The organism is Streptomyces sp. NPDC002698, assembly GCF_042888945.1.
Lineage (GTDB): Bacteria > Actinomycetota > Actinomycetes > Streptomycetales > Streptomycetaceae > Streptomyces.
Window position 1 is genome coordinate 88543 of sequence record NZ_JBIAQM010000024.1, and the last position, 20957, is coordinate 109499.

Annotated in this window: 16 protein-coding genes and 1 riboswitch; of the genes, 3 read left to right on the plus strand and 13 right to left on the minus strand. The window is 71.2% G+C overall.

Going from position 1 to position 20957, the window contains the following annotated elements; all coding sequences use genetic code 11:
* Positions 1-419: 419 nt before the first annotated feature.
* Positions 420-1190 carry an ABC transporter ATP-binding protein gene (locus ACFYW9_RS28570; RefSeq protein ID WP_351873435.1) on the plus strand — a complete coding sequence of 257 codons (771 nt, stop codon included), beginning with the start codon at positions 420-422 and terminating at the stop codon, positions 1188-1190.
* Positions 1191-1249: 59 nt separating this feature from the next.
* On the plus strand, positions 1250-3775 hold the full coding sequence (locus ACFYW9_RS28575; RefSeq protein WP_389156004.1) for an ABC transporter permease: 2526 nt from the start codon (positions 1250-1252) through the stop codon (positions 3773-3775).
* 126 nt (positions 3776-3901) lie between these two features.
* On the opposite strand, the gene ACFYW9_RS28580 is transcribed toward ACFYW9_RS28575, so the two are convergent.
* The 9 genes from ACFYW9_RS28580 to ACFYW9_RS28620 form a co-directional block, all read right to left on the minus strand.
* The gene (locus tag ACFYW9_RS28580; protein ID WP_389156007.1) at positions 3902-5191 is read right to left on the minus strand and encodes a class I SAM-dependent methyltransferase; all 1290 of its coding nucleotides are present in this window, start codon (positions 5189-5191) and stop codon (positions 3902-3904) included.
* A 249-nt stretch (positions 5192-5440) separates the two neighbouring features.
* On the minus strand, positions 5441-6829 hold the full coding sequence (locus ACFYW9_RS28585) for an NAD(P)/FAD-dependent oxidoreductase (protein WP_328451679.1): 1389 nt from the start codon (positions 6827-6829) through the stop codon (positions 5441-5443).
* Between the two features lie 610 nt (positions 6830-7439).
* Positions 7440-8411: an exopolyphosphatase gene (locus ACFYW9_RS28590; protein WP_389156011.1), complete on the minus strand. Its 972-nt coding sequence runs from the start codon at positions 8409-8411 to the stop codon at positions 7440-7442.
* Entirely contained in the window at positions 8408-9091 is a 684-nt protein-coding gene (locus tag ACFYW9_RS28595) for a DUF501 domain-containing protein (RefSeq protein WP_389156014.1), read from the minus strand. The genes ACFYW9_RS28590 and ACFYW9_RS28595 overlap by 4 nt, the downstream gene beginning before the upstream one ends.
* A 39-nt stretch (positions 9092-9130) precedes the next feature.
* Positions 9131-9607, minus strand: a complete 477-nt coding sequence (locus tag ACFYW9_RS28600; protein WP_351873421.1) for a septum formation initiator family protein — start codon at positions 9605-9607, stop codon at positions 9131-9133.
* Positions 9608-9727: 120 nt separating this feature from the next.
* Positions 9728-11014, minus strand: a complete 1287-nt coding sequence (gene eno, locus ACFYW9_RS28605) for a phosphopyruvate hydratase (RefSeq protein ID WP_351873418.1) — start codon at positions 11012-11014, stop codon at positions 9728-9730.
* Between the two features lie 373 nt (positions 11015-11387).
* Entirely contained in the window at positions 11388-12086 is a 699-nt protein-coding gene (locus ACFYW9_RS28610) for a transglycosylase family protein (protein WP_351873415.1), read from the minus strand.
* Between the two features lie 4 nt (positions 12087-12090).
* A riboswitch (cyclic di-AMP (ydaO/yuaA leader) is annotated at positions 12091-12285 on the minus strand.
* A gap of 183 nt (positions 12286-12468) precedes the next feature.
* On the minus strand, positions 12469-13353 hold the full coding sequence (locus tag ACFYW9_RS28615; protein ID WP_389156019.1) for a transglycosylase family protein: 885 nt from the start codon (positions 13351-13353) through the stop codon (positions 12469-12471).
* Between the two features lie 299 nt (positions 13354-13652).
* Positions 13653-14924, minus strand: a complete 1272-nt coding sequence (locus ACFYW9_RS28620; RefSeq protein WP_389156023.1) for a cytochrome P450 — start codon at positions 14922-14924, stop codon at positions 13653-13655.
* A gap of 167 nt (positions 14925-15091) precedes the next feature.
* Between ACFYW9_RS28620 and ACFYW9_RS28625 the strand changes: the two genes are divergently transcribed.
* Positions 15092-16303 carry a globin domain-containing protein gene (locus ACFYW9_RS28625; RefSeq protein ID WP_389156027.1) on the plus strand — a complete coding sequence of 404 codons (1212 nt, stop codon included), beginning with the start codon at positions 15092-15094 and terminating at the stop codon, positions 16301-16303.
* Positions 16304-16410: 107 nt separating this feature from the next.
* On the opposite strand, the gene ACFYW9_RS28630 is transcribed toward ACFYW9_RS28625, so the two are convergent.
* From ACFYW9_RS28630 to ACFYW9_RS28645, 4 genes are all read right to left on the minus strand, one after another.
* The gene (locus tag ACFYW9_RS28630) at positions 16411-17397 is read right to left on the minus strand and encodes a nucleoside triphosphate pyrophosphohydrolase (protein ID WP_389156074.1); all 987 of its coding nucleotides are present in this window, start codon (positions 17395-17397) and stop codon (positions 16411-16413) included.
* Positions 17398-17563: 166 nt separating this feature from the next.
* On the minus strand, positions 17564-18223 hold the full coding sequence (locus ACFYW9_RS28635; RefSeq protein WP_351873403.1) for a SurA N-terminal domain-containing protein: 660 nt from the start codon (positions 18221-18223) through the stop codon (positions 17564-17566).
* A gap of 233 nt (positions 18224-18456) precedes the next feature.
* A complete protein-coding gene (locus tag ACFYW9_RS28640) occupies positions 18457-19284 on the minus strand; it encodes a glycoside hydrolase domain-containing protein (protein WP_326787321.1) in 828 nt (275 codons plus the stop codon).
* Positions 19285-19470: 186 nt separating this feature from the next.
* Positions 19471-20955 (minus strand): protein kinase, encoded by a 1485-nt coding sequence (locus ACFYW9_RS28645; protein ID WP_389156077.1) that lies wholly within the window; start codon positions 20953-20955, stop codon positions 19471-19473.
* Between the last annotated feature and the right edge of the window lie 2 nt (positions 20956-20957).

The following is a 20957-nucleotide window of genomic DNA, read 5'->3' on the forward strand; positions in this document are numbered from 1 at the left end:
GCGCATCACCCGAACAGCGGGCGTGCGTACCGACGTTGTCTTATTTTATTGATGCCTGAGGGTGCATCAGCACACCGCACAGGCCGTCAGCACTTGCCAACAGCCTCCAGGACGCGCTGAGCGCCCGTACGCGGATTGACGGAATTTCACCGTCCGAACGCGATCACGACGAACCCCCGGACGAGGTCCCGGGCCGGCCGCCGGGCGCGCGACCGTGCACCGGGCGCTCCCCGGGTCCGACCCGGACCGCCCTCAGGGAGCTCCGTCATCCCCAGGTATGACGCGACCGCTCCCGGTCCGACCCCAGGCTGCCTCCGGAACCGGAACAGAGGGTGACTACATCCCGTGGATCGGCACGGACGATGGAACACGTCCCAGCAACGTCATCGACGTCGTCGTACCGACAGGAGCACCCTTCCGTGACCACCACTCCCCTCGCCGGCACAAGCACCGCGGTCGCAGCCCGCGCCACGGAACTGTCGAAGGTCTACGGGCAGGGCGAGACCCAGGTGGTCGCGCTCGACCGGGTCACCGTCGACTTCCGGCAGGCCGAGTTCACCGCGATCATGGGTCCCTCGGGTTCGGGCAAGTCCACGCTGATGCACTGCGTGGCGGGCCTCGACACCTTCTCCTCCGGCTCGGTGCGCATCGGCGACACCGAACTCGGCTCCCTGAAGGACAAGCAGCTCACCAAGCTGCGCCGGGACAAGATCGGCTTCATCTTCCAGGCGTTCAACCTGCTGCCGACGCTGACGGCCCTGGAGAACATCACCCTCCCGATGGACATCGCGGGCCGCAGGCCCGACAAGGAGTGGCTGGACAGCGTCATCAAGATGATCGGCCTCGCCGACCGCCTGGGCCACCGCCCCTCCCAGCTCTCCGGCGGCCAGCAGCAGCGCGTCGCCGTCGCCCGCGCCCTCGCCTCCCGCCCCGAGATCATCTTCGGCGACGAGCCGACCGGAAACCTCGACTCGCGCTCGGGCGCGGAGGTCCTCGGCTTCCTGCGCAACTCCGTACGTGAACTCGGCCAGACCGTCGTGATGGTGACGCACGACCCGGTGGCCGCCGCCTACGCGGACCGCGTCGTCTTCCTCGCCGACGGACGGATCGTCGACGAGGTGTACGAGCCGACCGCGGACTCGGTCCTGGACCGGATGAAGCAGTTCGACGGCAAGAACCGCACGAGCTGACGCGGGCCGAGCCCTCCCGACGCTCCCCCACTCCTCGTACACCTGGACTGAGACACACCATGTTCCGTACCGCCTTGCGCAACGTGTTCGCGCACAAGGCCAGACTCCTGATGACCGTGCTCGCCGTCCTCCTCGGCGTCGCCTTCGTCTCGGGGACCCTGGTCTTCACCAACACCATCTCCGACGCCTACCAGAAGAGCTCCGCCAAGGGCTTCGGCCAGGTCGACGTCGCCATCCGCCCCGAGCGCGCGGCGGACGGCGACGGCTTCGGCAAGAAGCGCGAACTGACGCGGCCCCTGCTCGACAAGGCGGCAGGAGTACCCGGAGCGGCCTCCGCGATCGGTGTCGTCAACGGCTTCACCGCCATAGCCGGCAAGGACGGCAAACTCATCGGCGGCGGCTTCCAGTCGCAGGGCGGCAACTACTGGGGCGACAAGGACCCCCGCTATCCCCTGACGGCCGGGCACGCGCCGCACGGCGCCGGTGAGATCGCGATCGACACCGAGACCGCGAGGCGGGCCGGGTACAAGGTCGGCGACACCGTACGGCTCTCGGTCGACGGCCCCGTCCTCGAGCCCGTCGTGGCCGGCGTCTTCCGCACGGACGACGGCAACGTGGCCGCCGGCGGCAGCCTCGCCCTGTTCGACACGGCGACCGCGCAGCGGCTGTTCCACTCGGCCGGCGCCTACGACGAGATCGACGTGAAGGCCACGCCGGGCACCAGCCAGAACGCGCTGCGCGAGGCGCTGGACGCCGTCGTGCCGAAGGACACCGCCTCCACCGTCACCGGCCGGCAGCTCGCCGACGACCAGGCCGAGCAGATCTCCGCGGCGATGAGCGGCATGAAGACGGGCCTGCTGGTCTTCGCCGGGATCGCGCTGTTCGTCGGCACGTTCATCATCGCCAACACCTTCACCATGCTGGTCGCCCAGCGCACCAAGGAACTGGCGCTGCTGCGCGCCGTCGGCGCCTCCCGCCGCCAGGTCACCCGGTCGGTGCTGATCGAGGCCTTCGTGGTCGGCGCGGTGGCGGCCGTCGGCGGGCTCGCCGCGGGCATCGGCATCGGCGCCGCGATGCGCTCCCTGATGGGCACCCTCGGTGCCACGGTCCCGGACGGTCCGCTGGTGATCTCGCCCGGCACCGTCGCCACGGCGCTGCTCGTCGGCGTCCTCATCACGATGCTGGCCGCCTGGCTGCCGGGCCGCCGCGCCGCGAAGATCCCGCCGGTCGCCGCGATGAGCAGCATCCACGCGAAGGCGACGACGAAGTCCCTGGTCCTGCGGAACACGATCGGCGCCCTGCTCGCGGCCGCGGGTGTCGCCGTGGTCCTCTACGCCACGACGATGGACGGCTCCGACGGCCAGGCCCCGATGGGTCTCGGCGCCGTGCTGCTCATCGTCGGCGTCTTCGTCCTCACCCCTCTGCTGTCCCGCCCGCTGATCGCCGCGGCGGCCCCGGTCCTGCGGGTCTTCGGGATCTCCGGCAAGCTGGCCCGGCAGAACTCGGTGCGCAACCCGCGCCGCACCGCCGCCACCGCCTCGGCCCTGATGATCGGTCTCACCCTGATCACCGGCATGACGGTGATGGCGGGCAGCCTGCAGAAGTCGATCGACAAGATGGCCAGTTCGGCGATCAGGGCGGACTACGTCGTCTCGATGGCGAACGGCAACTCCCTCTCCCCGGACATCGAGAAGAAGCTCGCCGCGGTCGACGGGGTCACCGACATCAGCCCGCTGCGCAACGCGCCCTCCCGCATCGACCGGCAAACGGAGTTCCTGACCGGCGTCAAGGGCGCGGCCATCGGCGAGCTCACCGATCTCGACGTCACCGACGGCTCCTTCGAGGTCGGCGGCACCGGGGTCGTGGTCGACTCGGACACGGCGGGGTCCCACGGCTGGAAGGCCGGTTCCCGCTTCCAGGTCTCCTACGAGGACGGCGCGAAGGAGAGCCTGACCGTCGCCGGGGTGTACGAGGCCAACGAGATGATCCGGGGCATCATCCTCGACAACGCCACGCTCTCCCCGCACCAGCGCGGCGCCTCCGACATGCAGGTCATGGTGAAGACGGCGGGCGGTGCCTCGGCCGCGGTCAAGGACCGGCTGGAGAAGGCCCTCGGCGACAACCCCGCCGTCAAGGTCCAGGACAAGAAGGACATCTCCGACGACATCGCGCAGATGTTCACACTGATGCTGAACATGCTCTACGGCCTGCTGGCGATGGCGGTGATCGTCGCCGTCCTCGGCGTCATCAACACCCTCGCGATGTCGGTCTTCGAGCGCTCGCAGGAGATCGGGATGCTCCGCGCGATCGGCCTGGACCGCAAGGGCATCAAGCGGATGGTCCGGCTGGAGTCCCTGGTCATCTCGCTCTTCGGCGGCGTCCTCGGCATCGGCCTCGGCGTCTTCTTCGGCTGGGCGGCCGGCGAGTTGCTGGGCAGCAGGATGTCGACGTACGAACTGGTCCTGCCCTGGGGCCGGATGGCGCTCTTCCTGCTGCTCGCGGCGACGGTCGGCGTCCTGGCCGCGCTCTGGCCGGCCCGCCGGGCGGCCCGCCTGAACATGCTGGGGGCGATCAAGTCCGAGTGACCGGACACGGCGACCGGGCCGCGGCGGTGGCCCGGGAAGACACGTGAGCCCGGGAAGACAGGTGAGAGGGTCCCGTTCCGTCCGGAACGGGACCCTCTCCTCGTGCGGGCCGGCGCTTCGGGCGCGTCAGTTCCAGGTCCTCGCCCGCAGCGGCGTCCCGGACGGGCCCGCCCCGCCCCGGGTCTTCACCGCCAGGACCTGGTTGACGCCGATCTGGTTGCGTTCGAAGGCGACCGCGCTGGCCGCCATGTACAGGCGCCAGACACGGGCCCGGCCGACACCGGTCAGCCGGACGGCACGGGACCACCCGGCCTCCAGATTGGCGACCCAGTGGCGCAGGGTGAGCGCGTAGTGCTCGCGCAGGGCCTCGACGTCACGCACCTCGAACCCGGCCCGTTCGAGCTGGGTCACGGTCGTCCCGACGGGCGCGAGTTCGCCGTCGGGGAACACGTACGCGTCGATGAACGGGTCGACGGCGTACGACGACTCGTCGCGCTGCGGGCGCCGGGCGATCTGGTGGTTGAGCAGCCGTCCGCCGGGGACGAGGAGGCCGCCGAGCACCTCGGCGTACTCCAGGTAGCGTTCGGCGCCGACGTGTTCGGCCATGCCGATGGAGGAGATCGCGTCGTAGGGCCCGTCGGTGACGTCCCGGTAGTCCTGGACCCGGATCTCCACCCGGTCGGTCAGGCCCTCTTCCGCGACCCGTTTACGGGCGTACGCGGCCTGTTCCTGCGACAGCGTCACCCCGACCACCCGCACGCCGTGGTCGCGGGCGGCGTGCACGGCCATCGAGCCCCAGCCGCAGCCGACGTCGAGGAGCCGCTGACCGGGCTTCAGGGCCAGCTTCCGGGCGACGAGTTCGAGCTTGTCGCGCTGCGCCTCCTCCAGGGTGCCGCCCTCCTCCCAGTAGGCGCACGAGTAGACCATGGACGAGCCGAGGACGATCTCGTAGAAGTCGTTGCCGACGTCGTAGTGGTGGCTGATCGCGCTCCGGTCGGTGCGCCTGGTGTGCAGGTGGCGGCGCCTGCGCACCTCCTCGGGTGGCGGGGCGGGCGGCAGCGGCAGCCCCGCCATCCTCACCAGCCCGCGGGCCGCGGCGCGCACCTCGGGGTCGCGCAGCGCCGCCCCGAGCCCGCGCGCGTCCTCGGGGCGCTCCCACACGAGCCCGGAGATCAGGTCCAGGGCGGTGTACAGGTCCCCCTCGACGCCGAGGTCACCCGAGACCCAGGCACGGGCGAGTCCCAACTCGCCGGGCTTCCACAGCAGTCGGCGCAGGGCCCGCCGGTTGCGGACGACGAGCGCCGGAGCCGCGGGCGGACCCGCTTCCGAACCGTCCCAGGCGCGCACGCGCAACGGGAGCGGGGCTCCCAGCAACTGTTCGACAAGGCTTTTGAGACGCGGCGCGGCGTCCTGCATGACGTACACCTCCGAGACAACGCTCCCGAACGCTCCGACACCACGTAAACATCTACCCCGTCAGCGGGCAGTCCCGCTTCCACGACACAGATTCGCAAAATGTGTGTACGCGCCACACTTTGAACGCCGTAGGGGCTGGAGAACGCGCCGCGGGGCCGGGGAACGCGCCGCGGGGCCGGGGAACGCCGAAGGGGCCGCCCGCACCACGGATGGCGGGCGGCCCCTTCGGGGCGTTCGGTGACCGGAGGGTCAGGAGGCCTTGGCCTTCTCCTCGGTCTTGACGGCGGGCGCCGGCGCGGCCGGAGCCGGCTTGGCGGCCTCGTAGAACTCCTCGCGCGGAGTCTCCATGGCGCCCAGGGAGACGACCTCGCGCTTGAGGAACATCGCGAGCGTCCAGTCCGCGAAGACGCGGATCTTGCGGTTCCAGGTCGGCATGGCGAGACCGTGGTAGCCGCGGTGCATGTACCAGGCGAGACGGCCCTTGAGCTTGATCTTCATCTTGCCCATGACGATCATCGCGACGCCCTTGTGCAGACCGAGACCGGCCACGGCGCCCTTGTTGGCGTGCGAGTACTCCTTCTGCGGGAAGCCCCGCATACCGGAGATCACGTTGTCGCCGAGGATCTTGGCCTGACGCAGCGCGTGCTGCGCGTTCGGCGGGCACCAGGCGTTCTCGACACCGGCCTTGCGGGCGGCGACGTCCGGCACCTGGGCGTTGTCGCCCGCGGCCCAGATGTAGTCCGTGCCCTGCACCTGGAGGGTGGTCTGGGTGTCCACGTGGCCACGCGGGCCGAGCGGCAGACCGAAGCGGGAGAGAACAGGGTTCGGCTTGACGCCGGCCGTCCAGACGATCGTGTTGGAGTCGACCTCGAGGCCGTTCTTCAGCACGACGTGGCCGTCGACGCAGGAGTCCATCGAGGTGGAGAGGTAGATCTCCACACCGCGGCTCTCCAGGTGCTCCTTGCCGTACTGGCCGAGCTTGGGGCCGACCTCGGGAAGGATCTTGTCCGCGGCGTCGACGAGGATGAAGCGCATGTCCTCGCGGGACACGCTGCTGTAGTACTTGGCCGCGTCGCGGGCCATGTCCTCGACTTCACCGATGGTCTCGGCGCCGGCGAAGCCGCCACCCACGAAGACGAAGGTCAACGCCTTGCGGCGGACGTCCTCGTCCGTGGTGGAGTCGGCCTTGTCGAGCTGCTCGAGGACGTGGTTGCGCAGGCCGATGGCCTCCTCGATGCCCTTCATGCCGATGCCCTGCTCGGCGAGGCCGGGGATCGGGAAGGTGCGGGAGACCGCGCCCATCGCGATGACGAGGTAGTCGAAAGGCAGCTCGTACGCCTCGCCCACGAGCGGGGCGACCGTGGCGACCTTGCGGTCCTGGTCGATGGTGGTGACCCGGCCGGTGAGGACCTCCGCCTTGGGAAGTACACGCCGCAGCGGGACGACGACGTGCCGCGGCGAGATGCTGCCGGCGGCTGCTTCGGGGAGGAAGGGCTGGTAGGTCATGTACGACCGGGGGTCGACGACCGTGACGGTCGCCTCTCCGTAGCGCATCTGCTTGAGGATGCGCCGAGCTGCGTACAGGCCTACGTACCCACCGCCTACTACGAGGATCCTGGGACGCTCCGTGGTGCTCATGCCATCGAGTATCCACCTGCTTCCGGGGGGTCGCTCGTGCGCCCCTTCACAAGCTTGGGCAGGGGCTCTGCTACACTCCGCCGCCCCCGTGATCGAGGTCATGGCGGCAGGGGTGGACCGCCGTACGGTTCGTACCGTTGTCAACACCGCGTGAGCTGCGGCCCAACCCGTTCGGCCCAGCAGACCACACCTGCGTTTCACCGCCCGGAAACGCTGTCGCAACGCTTCACCGACCAGGCTGCCGGACCGGTCCGGCCCCGCGGAAGGGCCCAAGTGGCCCTCTTGTCGCCCAGCAGTGCCTTTTTCCTTGTGAAGAACTTCACGAACTTTCTCGGCGAGGACTCGCCGGAGGGGTTCCAGGACCCCCGAGGGCACGCTCATACGTTATCCGAGCCGCTCAGCCGAGGCTACCGATCAGTAGCAAAGGAGACCGGTGCCACGCCCCCGCGGCGGTTCCGGACAACCCGCGCGGCACTGCCGGGCGACCCGCGCGGCACCGCCGGGCAAGGTGTCCGGAAGCCCTGTGCCGCCGCTGGAGGACACGACGGCCCCGGCCCCCCGGAAAGGGGCCGGGGCCGTCTCACGCCCGTTCTCGGCGCGTCACCGCGCGTCAGTCGCCCTGCCTGCCGGCTTCGGCGTCCTCGGCCACCTTGAAGGCGATGCCGTCGAGGATGTCGTGCTCGCTGACCACGACCTCCTCCGCCCCGGTCCGCTCCATGATCGAGAGCAGGACGAGGGCCCCGGCCCCGATCACGTCCACCCGGCCCGGGTGCATCGAGGGAACGGCGGCGCGCTCGGCGTGCGTGGAGCGCAGCAGCCACTCGGTGATCTCGCGGACGCGGTCGAGGGAGACCCGGGAGTGGTGGATCCGCTCGGAGTCGTACTCGGCGAGGTCCAGCGCGATCGCCGCGATCGTGGTGACCGAGCCGGCCAGCCCCACCAGGGTGCGGGCCTCGCGCAGCGGGACCGTCTCCTCGGCGAGGTCGAGGGCGGCCTCGATGTCGGCGCGCATGGCCGCGACCTGGTCCGCCGTGGGCGGGTCGGTCACGGCGCCGTCGCGCACGAGGTGACGTTCCGTCATCCGTACGCAGCCGATGTCCACGGAGCGTGCCGCGCGCACCCGGTCCGCGCCGACGACGAACTCGGTCGAGCCGCCGCCGATGTCCACGACCAAATAGGGCGTGGCGAGGTCGTCGCGCCCGGCCAGCTCCTTGGTCGCGCCGGTGAAGGAGAACTCGGCCTCCTGGTCCCCGGTGACGACCTCCGGCTCGACGCCGAGGATGTCCAGCACCCCGCGCACGAACTCGTCCCGGTTCTCGGCGTCCCGGGAGGCCGAGGTGGCGACGAAGCGCAGCCGCTCGGCGCCGTGCTCCTTGATGGCCTCCGCGTACGCGCGGCAGGCGGCGAAGGTCCGCTCCAGCGCCTCGGGGGCGAGCTGGCCGGTACGGTCGACGCCCTGGCCCAGCCGGACGATGGTCATGCGCCGGTCCAGGTCGGTGAGTTCGCCCGTCCGCGGGTCCGCGTCGGCCACCAGGAGCCGGATGGAGTTCGTACCGCAGTCGACGGCGGCGACGCGGGTCACCGGCCGTCCTCGGCGGATTCGCCGGACTCGGCGGACTCGGGACCGGCAGCCCCGGAGGACTCCGCAGACTCGGCGGTCCCGGCGGTCTCCGCCGAACCGGCGGTCCCGGCGGTCCCGGCGGTCCCGGCGGAACCCTCCGCCTTCGCTCCCTCACCGGCCTGCGGCCCGGCCAGGGTGACGCAGGCCCCCTTGCGCCACCACTCGGGCAGCATCGCGATGGCCTCGTCGCCCAGCGGGTTGACGCCGGGCCCCGCGGCCAGCGAGTGCCCCACCAGGACGTGCAGGCACTTCACCCGGTCGGGCATGCCGCCCGCGCTCGGGAAGCCCTCCAGGACCTCGATGGCGTCACGGCGCGCGATGTAGTCCTCGTGGGCGGCGCGGTAGGCCGCGGCCAGTTCGGGGTCGGTGGCCAGCCGTTCGGTCATCTCCTTCATGACCCCGTTGGCCTCCAGCGTCCCGATCGCGGACGCGGCCCGCGGGCACGTCAGGTAGTACGTGGTCGGGAACGGCGTCCCGTCGGGAAGGCGGGGCGCCGTCTCCACCACGTCCGGCTGGCCGCAGGGGCAGCGGTGCACGATCGCGCGCAGCCCGCGCGGCGGCCGGCCGAGCTGCTGCTTGAAGGCCTCGACGTCGGCGTCGGTGGGCTCGGTGCGCGGGGTGGTGGGCGGTGGCGTTTCCATGCCGTGAGTCACGTGTCTTTCTGGTCAGTTCATGGGGCGTCAGCGGTCGGCGGCGTCGGATCTGTCCACGCCGTCCCACATATCGGTGTACCAGGGGCGGTCGGAGGCACCCCGCTCGGCACGGGACTGCTTCGCGGCGTCCGGGTCGATCACGACGTACCCGGTCTCGCCCGGCATCACATAGTGCAGCCGCTGCCGGATCTGCTGCTCGGCGTACGCGTCGTCCTGCCAGCGCGCCTTGAGGTCGCGCAGCTGCTCGACCCGCTGCCGGGCCTGCTCCCGCTGCCGCTCCACGTCGCCGATCTGGGCGCGCTGGGAGACGTACTGCCGCATCGGGTAGGCGAGGGCGACGATCAGGGAGCACAGGACCATGGCGAGCAGCGCGGCCCGGCCGGTCAGCCGGGAGCGGCGCGCCTGCCGCTTGGTCTGGGAGCGGTAGACCCTGGCCGCCGTCTGCTCGCCGAGCAGCTTCAGCCTGGTCGAGGTGGAGAACCGGTCCCGGTCCTTCACGGCCATGAGTCCCGCCTCCCCGGTTCCGGCCCGCCGTGCGGGCCCGTCACGTGCGTACGTCCCCGCACACGGTACGGGACCGGGTACGGGGACGTACGGAGGACGCTGCCTGAGCCGTGCGAGGGCTCAGCCCTTGAAGCGCGGGAAGGCGCTGCGGCCGGCGTAGACCGCGGCGTCGTCGAGGATCTCCTCGATGCGCAGGAGCTGGTTGTACTTGGCGACGCGGTCCGAGCGGGCCGGGGCGCCGGTCTTGATCTGACCGCAGTTCACGGCGACCGCGAGGTCGGCGATGGTGACGTCCTCGGTCTCGCCGGAGCGGTGGGACATCATGCACTTGAAGCCGTTGCGCTGGGCCAGCTCGACGGCGTCCAGGGTCTCGGTCAGCGAGCCGATCTGGTTCACCTTGACGAGCAGGGCGTTCGCGGAGCCCTCCTCGATGCCGCGGGCCAGGCGCTCCGGGTTGGTGACGAAGAGGTCGTCGCCGACGATCTGGACCTTGTCGCCCAGCTGGTCGGTGATGATCTTCCAGCCGGCCCAGTCGTCCTCGAACAGCGGGTCCTCGATGGAGACGAGCGGGTACGCCGCGACGAGCTCGGCGTAGTACTCGGTCATCTCGGCGGCGGAGCGCTCCTTGCCCTCGAAGGTGTAGACGCCGTCCTTGTAGAACTCGGAGGCGGCGACGTCGAGGGCGAGGGCGATCTGCTCGCCGGGGGTGTAGCCGGCCTCCTTGATGGCCTCGATGATGAGGTCGAGGGCGGCGCGGTTGGACTCCAGGTTCGGGGCGAAGCCGCCCTCGTCGCCGAGGCCGGTGGACAGGCCCTTGGTCTTCAGCACCTTCTTGAGGGTGTGGTAGACCTCGGCGCCCCAGCGCAGGGCCTCGGAGAAGGACTCCGCGCCGATCGGGGCGATCATGAACTCCTGGATGTCCACGTTGGAGTCGGCGTGCGACCCGCCGTTCAGGATGTTCATCATCGGAACGGGCAGCAGGTGCGCGTTCGGGCCGCCCAGGTAGCGGAAGAGCGGCAGGTCGGACGCCTCGGAGGCGGCGTGCGCGACGGCGAGCGAGACGCCGAGGATGGCGTTGGCGCCGAGCGAGCCCTTGTTGTCGGTGGCGTCCAGGTCGAACATGGCCTGGTCGATCAGGCGCTGCTCGGTGGCGTCGTAGCCGACGAGCTCCGGGCCGATCTGCTCGATGACGGCGAGGACGGCCTTCTCGACACCCTTGCCGTGGTAGCGGTTGGGGTCACCGTCGCGAAGCTCGATGGCCTCGAAGGCTCCGGTGGAGGCGCCGGAGGGAACGGCGGCACGACCCGTGCTGCCGTCGTCGAGGCCGACCTCGACCTCGACCGTGGGGTTGCCTCGGGAGTCCAGGATTTCCCGGGCTACGACGACGTCGATGGACGGCACGAGCATCTCCTTATGGGATGTGACGCGGGTAAGCAGGACTTGGCAGCCCTGCGGGATGAGCCTAACCGGCTCACGGGGATCGGCCAGCCGATCGACCACCCCTTGAGCGGAACTGAGCGTACATATTGTTCCTGAACGGAACAAAAAAAGAAATGAAAAACCCCGCTCCGGCGCGTGCGGGGGAACACGCACCGGAGCGGGGAGCCCGTGGGGACGGGGACCCTCACCGGGCCTTTCCCAAAAAGGCCCGGTTCGGGAGGGGAGCTGTCGTCCGGCTCGGACGCGGGCCGGAATCCGGCCCGGAAAGCACCCGCGCGCCGGCCGAGAGGTGGCCGCCCTCCGCCGAAGGCGACCACACGGCACCGGCGCGCCGCGGTACTCAGCGCAGGTGCAGCTGCTGGCCCGGGTAGATGAAGTCGGCGTCGGCGACGATGTCCTCGTTCAGCTTGAACAGCTTCTGCCAGCCGCCCTTGACGTGCTTCTTCTCGGCGATCGAGCTGAGGGTGTCGCCCTTGACGACCTTGTACTCGCCGTCGCCCTTCTTGACCTTCTTGCCGGTCGGGGTGGTGACGGTCTTCTGGACGGCGGGGCGCTCCGCGGAACGGGAGGCGGGCTGCTCCGTCGTACGGGTGGCCGGGGCGCTCTGCGAGGCGCTCGAGGAGGACGGGGCCGCCGGGGCCTCCGGGGCCGAGCCGCCGCCGTAGGGGGTGCTCGACAGGCCCACGCCACAGGTCGGCCAGGCACCCTTGCCCTGACCGGCGAGGACCTTCTCGCCGATGGCGATCTGCTGCGACTTCGAGGCCTGGTCGGCGGTGGAGGCGTAGGCGGTACCGCCGTACGCGGCCCAGGTGGAGGACGAGAACTGGAGTCCGCCGTAGTAGCCGTTGCCGGTGTTGATCGACCAGTTGCCGCCGGCCTCGCACTGGGCGACGGCGTCCCACTCGGAGGCGGTGGCGGCGGAGGCGCTGCCGGCCGCCATGAGCGGGGCGGCGATGGCGACACCGGTGACACCGGCGAGCGTGGCGACGCGGGTGGCCTTGTTCGGGCGGCGGTGCTTGCCCTTGCTGGAGAACAGCATGGAGAGATCCCCTCACCGACGCCTGCGAGGTGAGCTGTCGGGTTCGGGCCGGTTGAGTTGCCCGGCCGCGCTGTCTTCGGTCCTGTCTCCAGGACGTCCGGCGCGCGGCTTCACCCCAAGCCGTTCCCGGGTGTCTCTCAACTCCCGGTCCCGGCGCTTACCTTGGGTCCCCCGCTCCTGCCTACGGCGCATGACGCGACGACTGTTCCCGTACGGCCGCTGGCAGGATTCGGCGTTGCGACCGTCGGGGCCCGCTGTGGCGAGCAGTCACGACCGTAAGCAGTCGATCGGCGGAAATTCAAAGACGATCAGGGCTTCTGAGACCCATGTCTCACTTGCTCCAAATAGGACATTCCACAGCGAACCAGGACGTGAACTCCCGCTAGTTTTGCACCGTTTCGGCAGTGTCCGCGATGCTCCGACCAGGTACGACGAGGCCGGGACCACTGTCGGCCGTGCCCGCGTCCGCGGTGGGCAGGTCGGCCCATCCGCCTCCGAGGCCCAGCTCGTCGGAAACCTTCCAGAGGTTGTCGATGACGTCCGCGACGTACGCGGTGTCGCTCGAGGCGCTCGCGGCATGCCGCCCGGCGGTGCTGTCGGCGTCGCCGGTCGCGCTCTCCGCGGCATCCCCGCCGCGGTGCCGCCCGGTGCCGGTGCTCGGGGCGTCGGAGGGGCTCGAAGAAGCCTCCTTCTTCCCGGACTCGGCCGATTCGTCACCCTTGCCGGTCGCCGCACCCGAGTCGTCGGAGCTCTGCGAGGCGCTGGGCTCCGCGGTGCTGCCGGCCGCGTCCGAGGAGTCATCCGAACCGGACGAAGCGGAAGAACCATCCGAAGGTGACGTACTGGGCGACGTCGCCAGGCCGGACGAAACGTACGAACCGGACTCGTCCTCGTCGTTCGAGGCATCGCCGGCCACGCCCGTGTCGACGCTGACGCCCGCCGCGTCCTTGCTGAGGCCCGAGAGCGGCCCGCAGGTCGGCCAGGCCGCGAGGCCCTTGTCGGCGAGCACCTTCTCGGCGACGGCTATCTGCTGCGAGCGGCTGGCCTGGTCGGCCCTCGGGGCGTACTCGAGGCCGCCGTGCGCCTCCCAGTTCTCCTGGTCGAGCTGAAGGCCGCCGTAGTACCCGTTGCTCTGGTCGGCGCTCCACGCGCCACCGCTCTCGCACTGCGCCACCCGGTCCCAGGTGTTCCCGTCGGCCGCGCTCGCGCTCGCCGCGGCGAGCAGCGGGATGACGATCGCCGATCCGGTCACCCCTGCGGCGACCATGAGTGCCGGGGCCTGACGAGGGCGACGGTGACGGCCGTTCCCGGAGAGCATACGAAAGCCTTTCGAGTGACAGCAGGGTGCACCGCGACCCCCGTGAACCAAGAAGCGTGGGCGCCGCGTTGATGGGTGAAGGTAGTCGCACTCGAACGCTGGTTACAAGTCGATGCAGTACAGATCACGCGAAGATCACAGATTTGATGGAGCGTCATGTTCCGCTAGCCGCGAGGGCGCTCTTTCCGGTATGCGGAAGAACCCCTTCGGCGGGGATACCGAAGGGTCACCGATGGGCTGGTCCAGGCCTATTTGACCGGGGTGAACTCCACAGGAAGCGTGCGCAATCCACGCATAATGAGACCTCCACGCCAGCGCAAATCGGCCGATTCTCCGGCGAGTTGGATGTCGGGCAGGCGGCCGAGGAGCGTACCGAGCGCGGTCTGCCCCTCCAGCCGGGCGAGCGGCGCGCCCAGGCAGTAGTGGATGCCGTGGCCGTAGCCCAAGTGCTGAAGGTCACGTCGCGCGAGATCGAGCGTGTCCGGCTGTTCGAAACGTTCGGGGTCGCGGTCCGCGGCCGCGAGCACCACGAGCACGGGGTCGCCGGCCGCGATGTCCTGCCCGCCGATCCGCACGGCCTCGGTCGCGAACCGCCAGGTGGCCAGTTCCACGGGCCCGTCGTAGCGCAGGAGTTCCTCGACACCCGTCTCGAGCAGTCCGCTCTCCCCGGCCGCGAGGGAGGCCTGGAGACGCGCCCGCTGCCCGGGGTGGGTGAGCAGGGCGTGCATCCCGTTCCCGATGAGGTTGACCGTGGTCTCGAACCCGGCGAAGAGCAGGATGAAGGCCATGGCGGCGGCCTCGTTCTCGGTGAGGTGCTCGCCGTGGTCGGAGGCGCGGATGAGCCCGGAGATGAGGTCCTCGCCCGGTGCGGGCTCCGCGGTCAGCGCCTCGCGCTTGCGGTGGATGAGCTCGGCGAGATACCCGCGCATCTTCTTCACGGACCGGGCGACCCCGCCTCTGGGCCCGCCGCCGTGCCGGATCATCATGCCCGCCCAGTCCCGGAAGTCGTCCTGGTCCTCGCGCGGGACGCCGAGCAGGTCGCAGATGGCGTAGATGGGGAGCGGGAAGGCGAACTCGTGGATGAGGTCCGCGGAACCCCTGGCCGCGAACCCGGCGATGAGCTGGTCCGTCAGCTCCTGCACCCGTGGGGCGAATTCGGCCACGCGCCGCGGCGTGAACGCCTTGCTGACGAGCCGCCGCAGCCGGGTGTGGTCCGGCGGGTCGATGTTCAGCAGATGCGTCATGAGCTCGGCCTTGCGCTCCCCGGGGATCCCGGTCCGGCCCCTCGCGTGCGCGGGCTCGTCGTGGTGCGCGGGATTCTTGGACAGCCGCTGGTCGGCGAGCGTCTGCTTGGCGTCGGCGTACCGCGTGACGAGCCAGGCCTCCACCCCGCTGGGCAGCCGCGTGCGGTGCACGGGCGCGTTCTCCCTGAGCCAGGCGTACGCCGGGTAGGGGTCGGTGGCGAACTCCCAGGTGAAGAGTTCGGGGGCGGGGCTGGCGGAGGCTTCGTACTCGGTCACTCCTCGACCGTATCCGCAGGCGGCGGCGCCCCCCTGCCGCCCGGCGATCGGGGGACACCCGTCGCGCGCGGCGGCGGACGGGGCCTCTCCCGCCCGGTTCGCCCCGGACCGTCCGGACATGGCCGGCTGTTTGACCTCGACGCCCGGCACCTTCCTACTTTCCTGCCGTGGACCCCGAAATACTCAGATCCAGCTTCGCGGTCGTGGAACGACGGGCCGAGTTCGCGGTCAAGTACTTCTACTCGCACCTCTTCCGCCACAACCCGGAGCTCCGCGCGCTGTTCCCGGCGGACCTCGCCCGGGACATGGAACGGCAGCGGGACCGGCTCTTCGCGGCGCTCACCTTCGTCATGGACAGACTGGAGGATCCGGACCTGCCCCGGTACCTGCGGAGTCTGGGCCGAGACCACCGCAAGTACCTGACCCGGCCCGGGCACTACGCGGCCGTGGGGGAGAGTCTGATCGCCGCGTTCGCGGTCGTCGCGGGCTCGGCCTGGAACGCCGAGACCGAGAAGGCCTGGACCGCCGCGTACGGGGTGATCGCCCGGTGCATGCTGGAGGGCGCCGGGGAGGCCCGGCACCACGGCGAGCCGCTCTGGTGGGACGCCGAGGTCGTCTCCCGCACCCGGCACGGCGACGGCCTCGCCGTCCTCACCCTGCGGCCACGGCAACGGCTCACCTACTCCCCCGGTCAGTACGTCAGTGTCTGCGTGCCCCATCTGCCTCGTGTCTGGCGCCCCTACTCCCTCGCCAACGCGCCGCGCGCCGACCGCACCGTCGACCTGCACGTCAGCCGCGTCGAGGGCGGCACGCTCTCCACCGCTCTCGTCCGGCGGACCCGGGTGGGCGACGTACTGCGGCTGGGCCCGCCCGGCGGCGGCCTCACCCTGCGGACGCCGTCCGACCGGCCCCTCACCCTCATCGCGGCCGGCACGGGCTGGGCCCCGGTGAAAGCCCTGCTGGAACAGCTCGACCCCGCCCACGAGGCCCGTCTGTTCCTCGTGGCCCGCGACATCGCGCACCTCTACGACCGGCCGGCCGTCGAACGCCTGCGGGCCGCGCTCCCCCGGCTCGCCGTCACCTACATCACCCCCGCGCCCGGCCGCCCCAAGGTCCAGGCGACCGAACGGCTGCTCACCGCGCTGGGCAACCGGGCCGGCTGGCCCCGGCACGACGTCTATGTCGCCGGTCCGCCCGATCTCGTCGAAGAGACCGGCGACGCGCTCTCCGCTCTCGGAACACCGGCCGACCGGGTCTTCCACGACCCGCTGCCGCCGACAGGCGAGAGCCGTCCCCGCCCGGTGGGCGCGGCCCAGTGGCTTCTCGACCGCCCCCCGCCGGCCTGGCACAACCCGGCGGGCCGCGCCCTCGGACCGTGACCCGGAACGACAGACCTCATCACGGGCCTCAACCCGGACCTGACCTCGGACCGTGAGCCGGAACGACGGACCTCACCACGGACCTCACCCGGACCGACCGGGCCCGGTCAGCCCGCCCCGCCGTTTTCCTCCGCCCCGCGGATCGCGTCCCGGTACGTCCGCGCCGCCGCCCGCAGCGCCGCCTCGGGGTCGACGCCCTCGGCCTCGGCACGGACGGCCATCGCCAGCAGTTCGTATCCCACGCCCTCGCCCGCGGGCAGCGGAACGTCGAGTCCCGCCGTGCGCGCCCGGGACGACAGCTTGGCCGACAGGGCCAGGCCCGGCTGGCCGAGCGGGACACCCTCGGTGACGGAGGTGCGCCGCTTCTCCTCGGCCTTGGTGCGCAGCCAGTGCTCCTTGACCTCCTCGGGCGTCGTGGCCGTCTCGTCGCCGAAGACATGCGGGTGCCGGTGGATCAGCTTGGCGACGATCCCGCCGGCCACGTCGTCGATCGAGAACGGAGCCTCCGTGTCGTCCTCGGCGATCCGGGAGTGGAACACGACCTGGAGCAGGACGTCGCCGAGCTCCTCCCGCAGCTCGTCCCGGTCACCCTCCTCGATGGCCTCGACGAGCTCGTACGACTCCTCCAGGCCGTACTTCGCCAGGCCCTCGTGCGTCTGCCGGGACGACCAGGGGCACTCGGCGCGGATGCGGTCCATCACCTGGACGAGGTCGAGCAGACGCGCGCCCGGCAGGTCGTAGGAGGCGGGCAGCAGTTCCAGGTCCGGCATCCGTATGCGGCCGGAGCCCGCCAGGCGGGCCAGACCGTCGGTGAGCCGGGGTTCGCCCTCGCCGGTGGCGACGACGACCACCGAGCGGCCGCCGGCGCACGCGTCGACCAGCTCCCGCGCGGTCGGTGACTCCTCGTCGACCCCGATGCCCGCCTCGCGCAGGTACGGCACCTGCGGGTGCGCGCCGTCCGAGCACAGCACCCGGTCCGCGCCGTGCAGCACCTGCCAGGCCGGCCAGGACAGCAGGCCGGGCGCCACGCGGTGGCTGGTGGTGAGCAGGACGATGCGGCCGGGGTCGGCGGCGCTCGTGCCGTCGGCGGTCACATCGGCCGCGGTCCGCTCGCCGCCCTGAGCGGCTCCCGTCGGTTCACTGATTGCGTTCACCCCTCGAACGTAACCCACGCCGCCGGCACCCCCGGAGTTGTCCACAGACCCCGGGGACTCAGGTGTCCACAGGCCCGCCGCCCCGCCGCCGATCCGCCGCGACGGGTTACGCGGGCTGCTGGGGCGCCGCCGCGGAGACCTCACGCACCCACGGTGTCTTCGCGTCGACGCGGCTGCTCTTCTGGACGTCCCAGGTGCCGTAGCGCGGGTTCAGGTCGACATGGAGCTGCTTCGAGGCGGCGGACAACGCCTTCCAGAAGGCGGCCTTGCCGTCGGGGGTGTTCATGTCGACGCCGAGTGCGGCGGCGAGCTTGCGGGCCTCGATCTCGGTGCGCAGGCTGTCGTCGAGGCGCTTGGGCGCCACGCCGTAGTTCGACAGCCAGGCCGTCTCCAGCGCCTTCGAGCCGCCCGCCTGCTGTTCGAGCGCCGACCGCATCTGCTGCGAGTCCTTGCGGGTGACTTTCACACCGGCGTTCCTGGCCGCCCGGTCCAGCACCCGGTCCAGGACCATGCTGTGCAGGGTGTCGCGGGTGAGGGTGCCGGTGCTCGCGACGACCTGCGCGTACTGGGCGTCGTCCTTGCTGGCGGCCCGCTGCGCCGAGCGCACCTCGTCGACCCGGCCCTCCAGCTGCGCGACGGTGATCCGGCTGTCTCCGACGACGGCCGCCGCGCCCGGATGGGCATCGCTGCCGCACCCGGTGAGCAGAGGGGCCGCGGCGATGATCGCGGCGGAGAGGACGAGCGCGGTGCGACGGCGGCGGTGCAAGGAAGCCTCCCGAGGAGATTGTGCGACGGTGCACAAAGTCTTGCGGTGATCGATGGTAGGCAGTGGCCCGCCTCCCGGCCAGCCATTCGACCAACGATTCACGACGACTTCAGGCACCGCCGACGGTTCCCCGCCCCGCGGAACGTCCACGGTCCGCCCGTACGAGTGACCACGGCCGACCGGTGATCCGACCGGCCGGGCCGTGTCCGTCCCCTCCCGCGGCCGTCCGCGCGTCAGCCGGTGATGGCGACCGGCGCGTCCCAGGCGTCGCGGTCCACGGTGATCGTGACGCCGCCGATGGTCTCCTTGCTGTTGACCATGTACTGGTGGGCGCGGCTGTGGCCGGTGAACTGGGTGGCACCCCACGGCCAGTCGGTGGTCGTGGTGTTCTTCTTGTCCCACAGCGCGTACCAGAGGTTGCCCGGCAGGTCCGTCTTGTCGGTCGCGGTCGCGATGGCCTTGGCGCTGGAACTGGTGAAGCCGTAGTACCCGGAGCGGTACGTCTTGGCGCGCAGGACCTTGTCGAAGGCGCGCACGTACGTCAGCACGGCGTCGTTGCACGCCTTGTTCGTGATGTCGTACGACTCCATGTCGAGGTAGACCGGACTGCCGGCCTTCATCCCCAGGGCGGAGGCCTTGGCGACCGCGTCCGCTCCGTCGGCCGCGCCGAGCGAGGCCGCGGTCGCGGTGGTGATCTTCTCGGGGCTGCTCCCGGTCTGGCAGGACGGCTGGGCGCCGACGTACAGCGGGATGAGCTTCCAGCCCAGCGTGCTGACCGACTTGACCCAGGACGCGGTGAGGTTGGGCTGGCTGCATCCGCGGTTCTTGCCGCCGATGTACACGGCGGCCGCTCCGTAGAAGCCGGTGTGCCAGGCCTTCATCGCGGTGAGCGAGGGCGCCGCGCAGGTGTCGAAGGCGCGGCCTGTGTAGGTCTTCTGGGCGGGCCAGGTCGTGGCGGCCATGGAGGTCTGCGCGGCGATGCCGGCGCCGGCGACGACGGCGACCCCGGCCACCCCCCAGGTGATGTACCGGCGCTTCCTCGACTGACGATGGTCGGACATGTGAACCCACCCCTGGTTGTGCCGGTGGTACCGGCCGGTTGTGCGATGACAGCGCGCACGGCGCGCGGTGAGGCGCGCACGGCACCAAACAGGCGCAACCTAGCGGCCGCGCGTGCCCGTTCGGGAAAGAAAGCCCCTACGGAGTCACAAGATCCGCTCAGGGCACGGCAAAAAACAGGACCGGTCCTAGCCGCGTACCTGACCCAGCCATTGCAGGGCCCGCCGGATCTCGGCCGCGAGCGGGTGTCCGGGGCCGTGCAGCCGCTCCACGTCGTGCAGCAGCCGGGCCAGTGTGTCGTGGGCGGCGGCGCGGTCGCCGAGCGCCAGCAGCAGGTGACCGATGCGGCGGCGGACGTCGAAGGCGAGTTCCGGGTCGTCGGCCGCGTACTGGTTCTCGTAGTACGGCAGCAGCGCGCGGTACTCGGCGAGCGCCGCCGCCGGGTCGCCCGACTGCTCCAGGCACTGGGCGGATTCGTAGCGGTAGCGCAGGGACTGGGGGTCGGCCGGGCCGGCCTCGGCGGCGCGTTCGTCGGCGAGGCGGCGCAGTTCGGGCAGCGCGCGCCGGTACTGGCCGTCGTCCATGAGCGTGGCCGCGTACTGCTTGCGCAGGGTGCGTACGACCGGGGAGTGCTCGCCGTGCTGCTGTGCGGCGGTGGGCAGGATCGCGCCGAGGACGTCGACGGCCTGCGTGATGCGGCCCTCGCCCAGAAGGCGCTTCACCTCGTCGACGGCGCCGGCGACATCGGTCGTCCCGGCGGCCCGCGCCACGGGGGCGGGCCGGGGTGCGGGCGTGCGCGCGCGGTCCGGCCAGGGGGCGTGCGGGCGTAGGAAGGGGCGGGTGGGGTCGAGCGGTGCCCCGGTGGGGGTTCCGCGCGCGGGCAGGAGCGGCACCAGGTGCTCGTACACCTCCTGTGCGGAGGCGGGCCGGTGCTGCGGGTCCTTCGCGAGCAGGCGCAGGACCAGGTTCTCCAGCGCCTCCGGGATCTCGGGGCGCAGCCGGCGCACGGGCAGCGGAGGCTCGTACAGGTGCCGGTGCAGCACGCCGAGGGCCGTCGAGCCCTTGAACGGCACGTCGCCGCTGAGGAGTTCGTGTACCAGCACACCGAGCGCGTACAGGTCGGTGTACGGGCCCACCGCACCGCCCATCGCCTGCTCGGGTGCCATGTAGGCGGGCGAGCCGATGGGGGAGCCGGTGTGCGTGAGGCGGGTCGTGTCGGTGTCCATGACGGAGGCGACGCCGAGGTCGAGCACGGTCACCGTGCCGTCCTGCTTCACCATCACGTTGCGCGGCTTGAGGTCGCGGTGGACGATCGGCACGGAGTGCACGGCGCTCAGCACGGCGCACAGTTGCGCGGCGACCGCGACCGCCCACTGCCACGGGTAGGGGTCGTGTTCGGCGAGGTGATCGGAGAGGTCGGCGCCGTCGACGTACTGCATGACGAGGAACAGCTCCTCACCCTCGCTGCCCGCGTCGTGCACGGTGACCAGGCCGGGGTGGTCGACCTGGGCGGTCACCCGGCACTCGCGCGCGAAACGGCGGCGCAGTTCGTCGGCCTCCTGGCCGACGACCCTGTCGGGACGCAGCAGCTTCACCGCGACGCGCCGGTCGAGCCGCTGGTCGTAGGCCGTCCAGACCTGGCCCATGCCTCCCTGCCCGATGAGCGTGGCCAGTT